The organism is uncultured Algibacter sp., from assembly GCF_947490405.1.
In the GTDB taxonomy this organism is placed as follows: domain Bacteria; phylum Bacteroidota; class Bacteroidia; order Flavobacteriales; family Flavobacteriaceae; genus Algibacter_B.
On sequence record NZ_CANLGU010000002.1, the window covers coordinates 159,197 to 174,308 of the forward strand.

A 15,112-nucleotide genomic window follows, 5' to 3' on the forward strand; every position below is an offset into this window, starting at 1 on the left:
CTAGTAATAAATTATATACGGTGTTGGCAAACGTTTTTATGTTCACAATATGTTGAGAATTTTGATTGAATTCACTTAAAAGTTAATTTTTTTTTAATAATATTTGCAAATCCAATTGAATAGTCTAATTTTGTACTTAACTTAAAAGTGAATTCCAAACGAGAAATTATTGTTGAAATTTTTGAAGAGCATTCTCAAGTCAATTTTTATTCAATCAGATTTTTTGATAATGAATTGTCAGAATCAGAGTTGTTTTTTGATAAAGTTTTAGACGATGAAGATTTGGAAGAAGATGTTGAGATATTATCAAAATTATTAGATAAGATAGGTGAAAATGGTGCAGAACCAAGACATTTCAGACACGCTGGTACGAAAAGGGATAAAGTTGCAGCTTTACCCGAATATCTTTCAAGTACAAATTTACGATTATACGCTATAAGGCTAAATAAAAATATAGTTATACTAGGTAATGGTGGACTTAAGACAACAGAAACTTACAATGAAGACCCTTTTTTAAATGAATGTGTTGAAACATTAAAGCAGATTGACCGTTTTATTGGTAGCAGAATAAACAAAGGTCAAACAATTATTTTCAGAAAAGAATTAATGGGTGATTTAAAATTTTACATTAAATAATGAAAAAAAATAGAGTATTAGACAAAATTAGAAAGTATCGTTCTAAATATGTTGATATTTTTGTGGACTATACATTTGATTTATCAAATAGAATTCAGTTTTTATTAGATCAAAATTCTATGGATCAAAAAGACCTAGCAAAAGCATTAGGTAAAAATGAATCTGAAATTAGTAAATGGTTGTCAGGCTCTCATAATTTTACTTTAAAAACTGTTGCTAGAATTGAAGATGTATTAGGCGATAAGTTGCTGGAAGTTGTAAAAGATGAAGTTACAATTAAAGACGAAAAAGTCAGTGTTTATTTTATTAATCCAGAACATATTTATTCTCCGAGTCAATATAAATCGTCTAGACAAACAGGTCATTTAAAAAAGTATTCTCCTAATTACAGAAATACAGTAATTGCTGATTGTTAAGTTATGAATAAGCAAGAAGAAGGTTTAGGTATTAAAATTCAAGAAATAAAGGAAATTTCATTTTCTAATAAAGTCAATGAGGAATTAGTTGAAAACTTTGATGACGAAAAAGTTGAAATTAAGTTAGGTTATGCTGTTAGAGGCGATTTCGAAAAGAATACTATTATAATTGGAATAATTGTCCATTTTAATTCTCTTGTAAAGGAAAAGCCAAAAGAGTTCTTGAAATTAGAAACAACAACAACTTTTAATATTAGTAATTTTAAGGATGATGATATTCGCTTTATCGATGGCAACAAAGAGATATTTATTAATGATGAATTAATGTATGTGTTTCTAAATACAGCTATTGGTGCTACTAGAGGTATGTTGGCTTACAAAATAGCTAGCTTACCAATAAATATTTGTCTACCATTATTCAATATGGATGATTTAATTCCAAAAGAAAAAGCTAATAAAAAATCAAACAAAAAAGCTAAAAAGTAGTTTTTTCAAATGTTTGCCAATGCATAGATAAGTTTCCGTTTCAATACTGAAACAAGTTCAGTACAGGTAAAACTTATCGGTTGTTAAACGAAGTTAGCTAAATTTTCTGACAAAATCAAGGTGTTATAAAACAAAAAACCACTCCGTTTAAAACAAAGTGGCTTATTATTTTTAAAAGCAATTGGTTTTACTTTTTATTATTTGTTTTATCTACATCTGCTATTAAGTGTTTTGGGTCAATTTCAACAGATTTAATTGCTTTTGAAACTTCAAAAGTATATGTAGGGTAAGCCCAAGCCCAATCTTTAATAATAGTTGCTGAGGTTGGTTTTTCACCTCGCATCATCTGTAAAGGGATATAAAAATCTTCTGTAGAATCATCAGCATAAGTTACCTTGAGGTCTACTGGCATTGGCATTAAACCAATACGCTCTAAAGTAATAGCTTTATCTTCAATAGATTTTACCGCATAGTCAATGGTATTAGTAGTTTGTGCAAAATCTGTTAAATACCAATCTAATTCTAATCCAGATATTTTTTCTGCTGTTCTTATAAAATCTATTGGTCTTGGGTGTTTAAAACCAAAGTCTTCAAAATATTTTTTTATGGTTTTTTTAAGGTTGTCCTCACCAATTACATAATTTAATTGAGCTATAAAAACAGCGCCTTTGGCATACGCAGAAATGCCATAAGCTTGATTGAACTCGTAGCGATCTGCATGGGTTGTAAGTGGTTGTTCTTTGCCAGATTTAGCTAAATATAAATAGCCATTGTAAGAACCAGAGTTGGGGTTCTCGTTTCCTTTTTTAAAGATATAATCTTCTGCTAGGTTACTAATGTATGTTGTAAAACCTTCATCCATCCACTCATGCTTAGCTTCGTTTGTAGCAAGTAAAAATTGAAACCAAGTATGTGCCATTTCATGAGCTGTAACACCTACAAGGCTACCAAAATTTCTTTTCCCTGTAATAAGAGTACACATAGCGTATTCCATACCACCATCTCCTCCCTGGATAACAGAGTATTGCTTGTAGGGATAGGCACCAATATGCTCATTAAAATATTGCATGAGTTCCACGGTTTTAGGTTGTAATTTTTTCCAGTTCTCAAGCTTATCTGCTTCTAAGGTGCTTTTGTAGTAAAAGTTTAGTAAAGGGCCATTAGGTACTTGCAATGTATCATGAATATATTCTGGATCTGCTGCCCAAGTAAAATCATGAACATTTGGCGCTCTAAAATGAAGTGTTTTTTTACTACCGTTTACTTGCTCACTTTCAAGATAACCTGTACCACCAACAACGTAATTTTTATCAATAGTTAATTTAAGATCGAAATCGCCCCAAACACTATGAAATTCTCTTCCAATATAAGGGTCGGCATGCCAACCTTCAAAATCATATTCTGCTAATTTAGGATACCATTGTGTCATTGAAAGCACAACACCCTCTTTGTTGTTTCTTCCAGAACGACGAATTTGTATAGGGACTTGAGCATCAAAATCCATATTAAATGTTACGCTTTCTCCCGGTTGTATAGGTGTTGCTAAATCCACTTCTAAAACAGTGCCAACAGTATTGTAATTTAAAGCCATACCATTTTGCTTTAAAGTATTTACTTTGATGTAGCCTATTTCATTTGGTTTTAATTTACTAATTCGATCACCAACTCTAGGGTCAGGATCGGCAATTGTTCTAGAACGCACATCCATTTCGCTTCCTGGTTGAAACGCATTAAAGTATAAATGGTAGAATACTTTATTTAAAACATCAGGGGAGTTGTTTGTGTAAACAAGCTTTTGTTTTCCTTTGTATTGATAGTTGTTTACGTCCATATCAATATCCATTTGATAATCTACATGTTGTTGCCAGTATCCAGATCCAGATGTTGTATTGGTTTTTATTGGCGCTTCTGGAGATTGAGGAGCAGCTACAACAACTTCTTTTGAACTGTTACAGGAAAACAAGGTGGCGATACTAAAGATTGAAATAAAAAAGCGATTCATAGAAATAGAAATTAAAAGCGGTTGTTTGATACCAAGCTGTATCAAACAACCGCTATATTTTGAATAATATTATTTTGACATTTTTGATGCCATAATTAATGCGTTGTAAGCATTAACCATTTTTGCAGATTTACTTAAATCTGCAAAAGGTCTTATATCTTCAGAATTACCCCCAACAATAACCTTAGTTTTGATAGCTAAGCCAGAATCCATAATGATTTGTTTTACTTGAGCAGCACTTAAGTTAGGATAATAAGAACGAATTAAAGCAGCAATACCAGCAACACCAGGTGCAGCCATTGATGTACCGCCTTTGGTTTTGTATTCGTTTTCTGGTGTTGTAGAATATACACTTGCTCCTGGAGCAAAAACATCTACATTTTTCTTTCCGTAATTAGAAAATCCAGCAATCATACTAGATCCGTATTTAGGTGCCAAGGCACCAACTCTAATGTAAGTATTTGATACTTCTACACCGTTTACATTATCATCTGGGAAATTAGGTTCAGTATCAACATCTTTACTATCGTTACCAGCAGCATGAACAAAAACAACATCTTTTTCACTAGCATAAGCAATAGCATCTCGAACCCAATCGCTATGCGTAGAGAAGCTTTTTCCAAAACTACCATTAATAACTTGTGCGCCATTATCAACTGCGTAACGGATGGCTAAAGCTACATCTTTATCATACTCATCACCGTTTGGTACCGCTCTAATACTCATAATCTCAACATTATTAGCTACACCATTTGCGCCTTTGCCATTATTACGTTCTGCAGCAATAATTCCAGCAACATGGGTACCATGGCTTTCACTCTTTTTAACAGGTTTTACATTCCCGTTTCCATAGTATTTAGTAGACATATCATCTGGATTATCACCAGTTACACGTCCTTTTAAATCTTTATTTAAGTTGTAGTTTAAACGGTCGTTAATGCTTTCCAAACCGTCTTCAATTTCTCCAATAGCATCGGCCATAGAATCCATACCGTTACTATACATATAGTTAGCTATTTGTTGTGCCTGAGCAAGACTTTGATCTTCAGTTTTAATGGCTGCTACTTCTTTTTTAGTATAATCTTTTTTTCCAAAGTGTTTCGCCAAGGTTTCATCGGCCGTTTTAATTTGTTGGTAAATTTGATCGTATTGCGTTTTTCTACCCATCCATACTTCATATTCTTTTTCATACTCAGCTTTTGCTGCAGCATATTCTGGATGACTTGTGTTACCAGTTGCCAAAATTCTAACATACTCGAGTTGCTCATTATGTCCGTCACCTAAAAAATTCCAACCATGTACATCATCAACATATCCATTTTTATCATCATCAATACCGTTATTAGGTATTTCATCTTTATTTGTCCAAATAACATCATCTAAATCTTCATGGTCAATATCAATACCAGAATCAATCACTGCAACGATTACTTTTTTGCCTTTTCTGCTTTTAATAATATCAGTGTATGCTTTATCAACACTCATTCCTGGAATGGTGTCTTTTTCAAGGTCTAAATGCCCCCAATTATGTTTCTCCGCCTCAGTAAGTTCTGAAACTTTTAAGGGTGATGTATCTATGTTTTCAACGGGAGTTGATAAAATGTCTGCAGTTCCGCCGCAGCCAAAAATAAACACTGCTAAAAAAGCAGATGTTGCTATTGTTTTAATTGTTCTCATTATAATTATATGAATTAGTCATTTTTAAATTAATTGAATATGTCTCGAGTTGTGAAAACATCTTTTAAACGTACCCCTTTTTCTGTTTTTTGGACCGTTATAATTTCATTGTGGGCATCATGTTCTAAAAATAAATAGAAATTGTTATCTGCAGCCATGTTTAGGAAACTTTCTTTTTCATTAAGTGTTAGTAACGGTCTTGTATCATAACCCATAACGTAGGGTAGTGGTATGTGCCCTACGGTTGGCAATAAATCTGCCATAAAAGCAATGGTTTTATCTTGATATTTTATAAGGGGAATCATTTGTTTATCAGTATGTCCGTCTGCATAAAAGATATCAAAACCCAATTCTAAATTCTTAAGAATTTTATCTTTTGAAATGGAAGTGAATTTTAATTGACCACTTTCTTCCATAGGCAAAATATTTTCCTTTAAAAAAGACGCTTTTTCTCGTCTGTTTGGTTTTGTAGCCCAGGTCCAGTGGTCTTCATTACTCCAAAAATGCGCATTTTTAAATGCAGGTTCATAACCCGTTCTATCTTTATTCCATTGAATACTACCGCCACAATGATCAAAATGTAAATGCGTCATAAATACATCAGTAATATCATCACGATGAAACCCATATTGTTTAAGTGATTTATCTAAATTAAAATCACCCCACAAATGGTAATGGCTATAAAACTTATCAGACTGTTTGTTTCCCATTCCCGTATCTATCAAAATCAAACGATTACCATCTTCAATCAGCAAACAACGTGTTGCAATATCGATCATATTGTTAGTATCAGTAGGATTAGTGCGCGACCATAATGATTTTGGAACAACCCCAAACATGGCACCACCATCAAGCTTCAAATGTCCAGCGTTTATGGGATATAAGTTCATAGGAATGTAAAATTAAGAAATCTATATCATATCCTTAAAAAACTTAAGAATATATTAAGAAATAACTTGCTTTAAACGCTTACTAAAATCTTAAAGGGCTTTAATTTCTTTAATACATACATTTTCTCTGAGTTTAACACGCTCTTTAAAATAGCTACTCTTCTAAGTGATTTATTATCGTTAACATTTATAACTATTTTGTCTTGCTCAATTTCCTCGACAATAGTTGTCTTATTGCCTTATATATTTAATAGGCCTAAGTATCAATAAACCTGTTTTTTGTCCTTGCATATTCGATAAAATGGCATCTATAGTGTTACCCCTTTTAAAAACAATTTAGCACTAAAAAAGTAGATAATTGTGCAGCCTCAAAAAGATTAGCTTTTAAGTTTCAGGAATATCCTATCCCAATTCCAATACTTTTAAAAGGCTTTTAATACAAAGGTTTTACTTAAATTAGTGTTTTTAAAATAAAATTTAGCTTATGTTAGAACTTGCTGGAATAATTATCTTGGGAATATTAGCCCAATGGTTTGCTTGGAAATTTAAAATTCCAGCTATTTTACCATTAATTTTAATTGGACTATTAGTTGGTCCCATAGCTGCTGCATTTTTAAGCGAAGATGGATCTAAATGGATAGAACCTGTTTGGAATGGCAAAAAAGGATTGTTTCCTGGAGACGGCTTATACTATTTTGTATCCTTAGCAATAAGTATTATTCTTTTTGAAGGCGGTTTAACATTAAAACGCTCTGAAATAAAAAATGTAGGCCCCGTTATTACCAAGTTAATAACTTTAGGATCTGCCATTACCTTTTTTGGAGCTGGTATGCTGGCATATTTTATATTTAATTTAAGCTGGGAGCTTTCATTTTTATTTGCAGGTCTTATTATTGTTACTGGACCCACAGTAATTACGCCCATTTTGAGAAATATACCATTAAAAAAAGACATTTCTACTGTTTTAAAATGGGAGGGCATTTTAATCGACCCTATAGGCGCTTTAGTTGCAGTTTTGGTGTTTGAGTTTATAAGTGTTGAAGGAGATAGCGGCTTTACAAAAACAGCTTTAATAGAGTTTGGTAAAATTGTATTATTCGGAACAACGTTTGGTTTTACTTTTGCCCATGCCTTAGCCTTTGCAATAAACAAGAAATTTATTCCGCATTACTTATTAAATGTGGTGTCTTTATCAACCGTTTTGTTGGTTTTTGTTGAATCTGAAATATTTGCCCACGAGTCGGGACTATTAGCAGTTGTAGTTATGGGAATGGTTTTAGGTAACGGGAAACTAAATAACCTAAAGGAGTTACTTTATTTTAAAGAGTCTCTTAGTGTTCTATTAATTTCTATACTTTTTATACTCCTTGCTGCCAATATTAATATTGAAGATTTAATGCTACTTTATACATGGAAAACAGCAATACTTTTTGCTTTAGTAGTGTTTTTGATAAGGCCACTTGCTGTTTTTGTAAGTACTCATGGCTCAAAGTTGAAGTTTAACGAAAAACTATTTATTAGTTGGGTTGGTCCTCGAGGTATTGTTGCCGCAGGTATTGCTTCGCTTTTTGGAAGTAAACTTATTAAACAAGGGATTGAAGGCGCAGAATACATTACGCCACTCGTATTTATGATTGTTTTAGGAACCGTGTTACTTAATGCAACAACGGCCCGTTTATTTGCTAAACTGGTGGGTGTATTCCTTAAAAAATCTGATGGTATTTTAATTGTAGGTGCATCAAAAGTATCAAGGTTACTTGGACATTATTTGGTAACAAACAACAGGCACGTTGTACTTATTGATAGTAATGAAAACAATATTGAAAAAGCCAAAGAACTAGGATTAGAAGCTATAAGTACTAATATTTACTCTGAAACTTTAACTGATAATATAGAATTAAATGATGTTGGCTATTTGATGGCGCTTACTGGAAATCCAGATATTAATAAATACGCTATTAATAAATTTAGTAATCAATTTGGTGAAAACGGTTCGTTTAGATTAGTTACAGCTCAAGAAATAGGTGATGAAGATAACAACCCAAAAGAAGGTTTGTTTTCTCATAAAGATGACTATAACCGATTAATGGATTTAACTAGAAAGCATCCTTCAATTCAGGAAATTGATTTAGAGGATAAAAAGCATTATAAGAAATTGATTGAAATGTCTAATAATGATGAAGATATTATACCTCTTTTTGTTAAAGATAATGAAGGAGAATTTCATATTATATCCTCTAATAACTTAGAATTTGAAAATATAGAAGAGGGATATCAATTAGTTTATTTAGGAAAACCTTTTGATGTTGAAGAAGTACCAACTATTGAAATTAATTCATCAAAAGAAGCGTAAGTGTTTAAACTTAGATTTTTTTCAGTTAGAAGATAATACCAAGTTAGATATAAAAGCCTCACTTATTCAAAAGTGAGGCTTTTTATAATCTTAAAAAACATGAGTTTATTAACCAATAATATGTAGCTCATTAAACTCTTTAGTAAGTGTTAATGTATTGTTTCCATTAAGTTTAAGATCTTTTAAAGGAATTTGAACATTATCAACCTCTACTTTAGAAATCTTAAAAGGCAATCCATGTAAATTCAATTTAAACGTTTTGTATGTTGTTATGAATTTACCAGATTTGTGCTGTTGGATAATCAATTCCTTCTTCTTACCAGATAGCTTAAATGTTCTTAAACTATATCTACCTTTAATATAATCGTATCCGTCTGTAGCATCTTCATAAACTTCAGAATCTTCTTTACCTTCTTTGTAATATACATCCAACAACAACTCGTCTATAGTCTTTTCTCCTACGTACTGTTGGATGGGGTATTTAGGAATAATTGCTCCTTCTTTTACAAAAATTGGCATACTATCTAGGTCAGCATCAACCCATTGTTCCGTACCGCCATCAACAACCTCATCATTCCAGAAGTTATACCATTTACCAATAGGGAAGTACATACGTCTTCCGTTTTGGTTTGGTCCTGTAATTGGGCAAGCTAATATCTTTTCACCAAAAATAAACTCATCATTTCTGTAATGTGTTTGTGGATCTGCTTGATCGTAAAGCACTAAAGATTTTAAAATGGGTGTACCTTCTTCAGCATATCTCCAGAATGCTGTATATAAGTAAGGCAATAATTGATATCTAATTTCAATAAATTTTCTAACAACATCTGTTATGGTTTTTCCGAATGCCCAAGGTTCTTGATCACCGTGGTCTCCAGAAGAGTGTGTTCTACAAAACGGATGGAAAATACCTAACTGAATCCATCTTGCATATAATTCGCCATTTGGTTGTTCAGCAAATCCACCAATATCAGATCCAATAAATGAGAATCCAGACATACACATACGTTGCGCTTGTAAGTTAGCAATGGTTAAATGATCCCAAGTTGCTATATTATCTCCTGTCCAACTTGATGTATAACGTTGTGTTCCAGAATAGGCTGCTCTTGTAATTACAAAAGGACGTTTTGGGTATGAGAATTTCTTTAACCCTTGGTACGTAGCACGAGCCATTTGCATACCATAAACATTATGTGCTTTTCTGTGGCTACAGTGGTTACCATCATAATCATGTCTTACATCATTAGGAAATGTTTTTCCAGGAACGTCCATAACCGCAGGTTCGTTCATATCATTCCAAACACCTTTTACCCCTATATCTTCAACGAGTTCTTTGAATAAATTAGACCACCAATCTCTTACTTCTGGGTTAGTAAAATCTGGGAAATAACATTCCCCTGGCCATACTTTACCCTTCATGTAAGGGCCATCAGCACGTTTACAGAAGTAATCTTTATCAAGACCTTCTTTAAACACCGAATAATCCATGTCTATTTTAATTCCTGGATCTATAATAACAATGGTTTTAAACCCATCATCAGCCAATTCCTTAACCATACGTTTAGGGTCAGGAAAGTATTCTTTACTCCAAGTAAAGCACCTAAATCCTTCCATATAATCAATATCCAAGTAAATAGCATCACAAGGAATTTCTAATTCTCTAAACTTGGCGGTTATTTCTTTTACATTGGATTCTGGGTAGTAACTCCATTTGCATTGATGATATCCAAGAGTCCATAAGGCCGGCATTTCATGAGGTTTACCAGTTAAATCTGTATAACTTTCAACAACATCAGACATTTCAGGGCCATAAATGAAATAATAATTCATTTCACCTCCTTGTGCCCAAAAACTGGTTATGTTTCTACGCTCATTACAAAAATCGAAAAAGGACCTAAACGTATTGTCAAAAAATATACCGTAAGACTTTTTGTTATGCAATCCTGTATAAAAAGGGATGGCTTTATAAATGGGATCTGTATCTCTGCCATAAGCATAAGAATCTGTAACCCAATTTTCAAATCGTTTTCCTTTCAAGTTGTTATCTACAGGTTTATCACCTAAACCATAATAACTCTCTCCAGGTTGCGCTGTTTTGGACATCTTTACAATGTCTCCACCATACTCGTAACTTTCTTCCCAATGGAAACCAAGTTCATCTTCACATATTAGAGATTTATCTTTTGCATCATAAATAGATGTTCTTAAATCTAATTTTGAAATATGACAGATTAGTTTTGAAGTTGTAATGATGTAATTATCTTCATCTTCAGTAACTTCAAGATGGTTATATCCTCTGCTTGCGTATTTGGTGATGGCATAAGAAAAATCATTTTCAAAAATCCCAGTAGTTGTATATCTGAAACGAAGAATACTATCTCTTCTAACGGAAACTTGTAAAACAACACCGTTTTCGGTAGTAAATGAGAGAACATTAAGATTCTTTTCGTACTTAACTATTTTTGAAGGAAATAGATTTCCTTTGTATTCTAGTTCTGTATTTAATATCATAAAAAATATGTATCAATGTTAATTAACGAAATTACTAAATTTTAAAGACCTTATAGACTTCTTTTCATTAAAAAATGAAGCCAAAAATTGCATATAAGTTAAATAATAAACTGTTTAATTATAGAATGTTTAACATTAAGTCAATCAACAGGTTTTTAGCTGTTTAATCGTTTTAAAAATCTAAAAAGCTTCGATGTTTTTTAAAATAAACACCGAAGCTTTTGACAATAAAAATTATAGCTATTTAAGCTTTGAAAGAGAAAACCGTAACAGCTAGAGGTGGTAAGGTTACTTCTGCAGAATAGTCTTTCCCATTCCATGAATCCTTTTTAATTGCGGTTTGTTTTTTATTACCAACACCACTACCTCCAAATTCTTTGGCATCACTATTAAAAATTTCAATTAGTTTTCCTTTTGTAGGAACCCCTATTTTGTATTTTTCTCTAATAGTTGGTGTTAAATTACAAACTACAACAACATTTTCATCTTCTTTATAACCTTTTCTCATATATGAAATCACACAATTTTCGTGATCATCATAACTTATCCATTCAAACCCTTCACCACTAAATCCTTTTTCATAAAGAGCTGGAGTATTTTTATATAAAGCGTTAAGCGATTTATAATAATTTTGCATGTTTTTATGTGGCGCAAACTCCAGTAGATTCCAATCTAGACTTTCTTGAAAATTCCACTCATTATATTGCCCGAATTCACTACCCATAAATAGTAATTTTGTACCAGGATGTGTAAACATATAGCCATATAATAAGCGTAGGTTGGCAAATCGTTGCCACTCGTCTCCTGGCATTCTTCCAAGAATCGAATTTTTACCATAAACTACTTCATCATGGGAAAGCGGAAGCATAAAGTTTTCTGTAAACGCATAAGCTAGACTAAATGTAATATCATTTTGGTGGTATTTTCTATATACAGGATCTTTGGCAAAATACTCTAATGTATCATGCATCCAACCCATCATCCATTTCATTCCAAAACCTAAACCGCCAACAAAGGTTGGCTTAGACACCATTGGAAATGCTGTAGATTCTTCAGCGATAGTTTGCACATCTGGAAAAGAAGCATAAATTTCTTCATTTAATTCTTTTAAAAAGCTTATTACTGCAAGGTTTTCTCTTCCACCATATATGTTTGGTTCCCACTCCCCATCTTCTCTTGAATAATCTAAAAATAACATAGAGGCAACTGCGTCAACACGTAAACCGTCGGCATGATATTGATCCATCCAGAACACCGCATTACTTATTAAGAAGGAACGCACTTCATTTCGCTCGTAGTTAAAAATTAAACTTTTCCAATCTTGGTGATATCCCTTTCTTTTGTCTGGATGTTCGTATAAATTTGAACCATCAAAAAAGCCTAGACCATGAGCATCTTCAGGGAAATGTGATGGTACCCAGTCTAGAATAATACCAATTCCTGCTTGATGCAATTTATCTACCAAATATTTAAACTCTTCGGGATATCCAAAACGCGATGTTGGTGCGAAATAGCCTGTAAGTTGATATCCCCAAGAAGGATCATAAGGGTATTCCATAATAGGCATTAACTCTACATGAGTAAAATTCATGTCGCTTACATAGTTTACTAAATCATCTGCTAACTCATAGTAAGACATAAAACGATTTTCTTCTATATTGCGTTTCCAAGACCCTAAGTGTACTTCGTAAACAGAATATGGTGCATCAATAGCATTGTTCTTTTTACGAGTTTTCATCCAACTTTTATCTTTCCACTTATAATCGTCATCCCAAACAATCGATGCAGTTTTTGGAGGATGCTCAAAGCGTCTTGCGTAAGGATCAGCCTTTTCAGTTTTAATGTCATTGTTATTGCTCTGAATTTTATATTTGTATGTAGCTCCCTTTCCAATTAAAGGAATAAAGCCTTCCCAAATACCACTTGAATCCCAACGAACATTTAATTGATGTTCACCTTCCATCCAGTAGTTAAAATCGCCAATTACTGAAACTTGTTTTGCCGTAGGCGCCCATACTGCAAAATATACACCATCGATACCATCAACGGTAACCATATGCGATCCAAATTTTTCATAAAGCCTGAAGTGTTTTCCTGATTTGAATAGGTTAATATCGAATTCTGTGAATAAACTGTACGGTTTAACGTGTGCCATAGTTTGTTTTTTATAATGAAGCTTAAACTGCTAAATATCTTTATTTACTAATTTGAAATATATGAAATGGTAATGCAGGGTGTAATTCCACAAAATTCCATTCGTTATGCCAATTGTAACGATTATCGGTTATTAAATCATGCATTTCTAAGTTATGTCCCTCATGAACACCTAATTCGTGCAAAGGCATTTGTATGGTTCCTTGTTGAGAATTATGATGATCTAAACTTATAACAACAAAAATATGATTGGTTTTAGCCTCGTTCCATTTGTAGAAGGCAATTAAATTATCATTTTCAACATAACAGAACTTTATATTATTTGTTTGTTGAAGCGCTTCATTATGGTGTCTTATATAATTAATTTTTGCAATAACTGTAGTGAGTTTGTTTTCAATATTCCAGTCATAATGTGCAATTTGAAACTTTTCAGAATTTAAATACTCCTCTTTACCAAGCAAAGCATCAGATAGCATATATTCGAAAACCGGACCGTAAATACCAATACTAGAACTTAAAGTTGCTGCTAATACATACCGCTGTATATGTTTTGAATCCCCTGTATTTTGCAACGGGAAAGGGTTAATATCTGGTGTATTAGGCCAGAAATTAGGCTGCATATACTCTCTTAATTCGGTTTTAGTTAACTCTTCTACATACTCAATCAGTTCGTGTTTTGTATTACGCCAAGTAAAATACGTATATGATTGTGTGTAACCTTGCTTAGCAAGTTGTTGCATTACTTTGGGAGCAGTAAAGGCTTCTGCTAAAAAGATTACATTTGGGTGTTTCTCTTTCACTTTTGTAATAATCCAATTCCAGAAATAGAACGGTTTTGTATGCGGATTATCTACCCTAAATATTTCTATGCCACAATCTATCCAGTATAACAAAATATCTAAACACTCTTCCCAAAGTGCCTTGTAATCTTCACTTTCCCAATAAATAGGTAAAATATCTTGATATTTTTTTGGAGGGTTTTCGGCATATTGTACAGTGCCATCTGGTCGCCATTTAAACCATTTTGGGTGCGCTTTCACCCAAGGATGGTCTGGAGCAGCTTGTAAAGCGTAATCCATTGCAATTTCCAAATCTTGTTCTTTTGCCTTTTTAATTAAAGCCTTAAAATCATCTAGATTTCCTAACTCAGGGTGAATTGACTTATGGCCACCGTATTTTGAGCCAACACCCCATGTTGAACCAACATCTCCATCTTTAGCTTCTGTTGTGTTATTTTTACCTTTTCTGTTTACTTCCCCGATAGGGTGAATAGGAGGTAAATACACAACATCAAACCCCATGTTTTTAATCTTAGGGAGTAAACGTTCACAGTCTTTAAAAGTACCATGAACACCTTCATGTTCTGAAGCAGAGCGAGGAAAAAACTCATACCAAGTACTAAATCTTGCCTTTTTTCTATCTACATAAACTTGGTATTCTTTTGATGTGTTTTCTAAAAACTTAATAGGGTTTTCAAAGAAAATTTTATATAGTTTATCTGAAGTTGCCTCATTGATGGCTTCTTGATAACTTTCCTCTTTTTTAAAGATTTGTTGTAAGTGTTTTAAATAGGTTTTATCTTCTTCAGAAGAAACCTTTTTAAGCACTTGTTTGAGATATTCAACACCCTCTAGTAGCTCAGAAGTGACATGCTGGCCATCATCAATTTTTCTAATTATACCGTGTCTCCAGTTTAAAGTATAATCTACCCAAGCTTCAACTTTATAACTGTAAAACCCTTGTTTTTTTACAGCAAATGTGGCTTGCCATTCGTTGTTAAAATCTAATAACATTCTAGTCTCAACCCATTTTTTTTCATTCTCATGTTTTAATAAAACAGAAGCACTTAAAACATCATGACCATCGGCTAAAATAAAAGCTCTTACATTAACAATTTCGTTTATTATACGTTTTATATAAAACTCACCACAATTAACACTAGGTGAAACATAGTCTATTACAACTCTTTTTTGGTCTTGCATTTTAG

The 15,112-nt window shown here is 32.8% G+C and carries 10 protein-coding genes; 4 read left to right on the plus strand and 6 right to left on the minus strand.

The window, feature by feature from the left end; all coding sequences use genetic code 11:
* Window positions 1–147: 147 nt before the first annotated feature.
* From Q0772_RS04625 to Q0772_RS04635, 3 genes are read left to right on the plus strand one after another with little or no spacing between them, the layout of a single operon-like run.
* Window positions 148–636 carry a hypothetical protein gene (locus tag Q0772_RS04625; RefSeq protein ID WP_298340856.1) on the plus strand — a complete coding sequence of 163 codons (489 nt, stop codon included), beginning with the start codon at window positions 148–150 and terminating at the stop codon, window positions 634–636.
* Entirely contained in the window at window positions 636–1,052 is a 417-nt protein-coding gene (locus Q0772_RS04630) for a helix-turn-helix transcriptional regulator (protein ID WP_298340858.1), read from the plus strand. The genes Q0772_RS04625 and Q0772_RS04630 overlap by 1 nt, the downstream gene beginning before the upstream one ends.
* A 3-nt stretch (window positions 1,053–1,055) precedes the next feature.
* Window positions 1,056–1,538, plus strand: coding sequence for a hypothetical protein (locus tag Q0772_RS04635; RefSeq protein WP_298340860.1), 483 nt, complete (start codon window positions 1,056–1,058; stop codon window positions 1,536–1,538).
* A 187-nt stretch (window positions 1,539–1,725) separates the two neighbouring features.
* On the opposite strand, the gene Q0772_RS04640 is transcribed toward Q0772_RS04635, so the two are convergent.
* The 3 genes from Q0772_RS04640 to Q0772_RS04650 all read right to left on the minus strand — a co-directional run bounded on the left by Q0772_RS04640 (window position 1,726) and on the right by Q0772_RS04650 (window position 6,107).
* Window positions 1,726–3,540 carry a M1 family metallopeptidase gene (locus Q0772_RS04640; protein WP_298340862.1) on the minus strand — a complete coding sequence of 605 codons (1,815 nt, stop codon included), beginning with the start codon at window positions 3,538–3,540 and terminating at the stop codon, window positions 1,726–1,728.
* Window positions 3,541–3,609: 69 nt separating this feature from the next.
* Window positions 3,610–5,217: a S8 family peptidase gene (locus Q0772_RS04645; protein ID WP_298340864.1), complete on the minus strand. Its 1,608-nt coding sequence runs from the start codon at window positions 5,215–5,217 to the stop codon at window positions 3,610–3,612.
* Between the two features lie 29 nt (window positions 5,218–5,246).
* The gene (locus Q0772_RS04650) at window positions 5,247–6,107 is read right to left on the minus strand and encodes an MBL fold metallo-hydrolase (RefSeq protein ID WP_298340866.1); all 861 of its coding nucleotides are present in this window, start codon (window positions 6,105–6,107) and stop codon (window positions 5,247–5,249) included.
* Window positions 6,108–6,591: 484 nt separating this feature from the next.
* Between Q0772_RS04650 and Q0772_RS04655 the strand changes: the two genes are divergently transcribed.
* Complete coding sequence (locus Q0772_RS04655) at window positions 6,592–8,460, plus strand: sodium:proton antiporter (RefSeq protein WP_298340868.1); 1,869 nt, start codon at window positions 6,592–6,594, stop codon at window positions 8,458–8,460.
* Between the two features lie 108 nt (window positions 8,461–8,568).
* On the opposite strand, the gene Q0772_RS04660 is transcribed toward Q0772_RS04655, so the two are convergent.
* From Q0772_RS04660 to Q0772_RS04670, 3 genes are all read right to left on the minus strand, one after another.
* A complete protein-coding gene (locus tag Q0772_RS04660) occupies window positions 8,569–10,971 on the minus strand; it encodes a glycoside hydrolase family 31 protein (protein WP_298340870.1) in 2,403 nt (800 codons plus the stop codon).
* A gap of 244 nt (window positions 10,972–11,215) precedes the next feature.
* Window positions 11,216–13,126: a 1,4-alpha-glucan branching protein GlgB gene (gene glgB / locus Q0772_RS04665; protein WP_298340872.1), complete on the minus strand. Its 1,911-nt coding sequence runs from the start codon at window positions 13,124–13,126 to the stop codon at window positions 11,216–11,218.
* Window positions 13,127–13,166: 40 nt separating this feature from the next.
* Entirely contained in the window at window positions 13,167–15,107 is a 1,941-nt protein-coding gene (locus tag Q0772_RS04670) for an alpha-1,4-glucan--maltose-1-phosphate maltosyltransferase (RefSeq protein ID WP_298340874.1), read from the minus strand.
* Window positions 15,108–15,112: the final 5 nt, after the last annotated feature.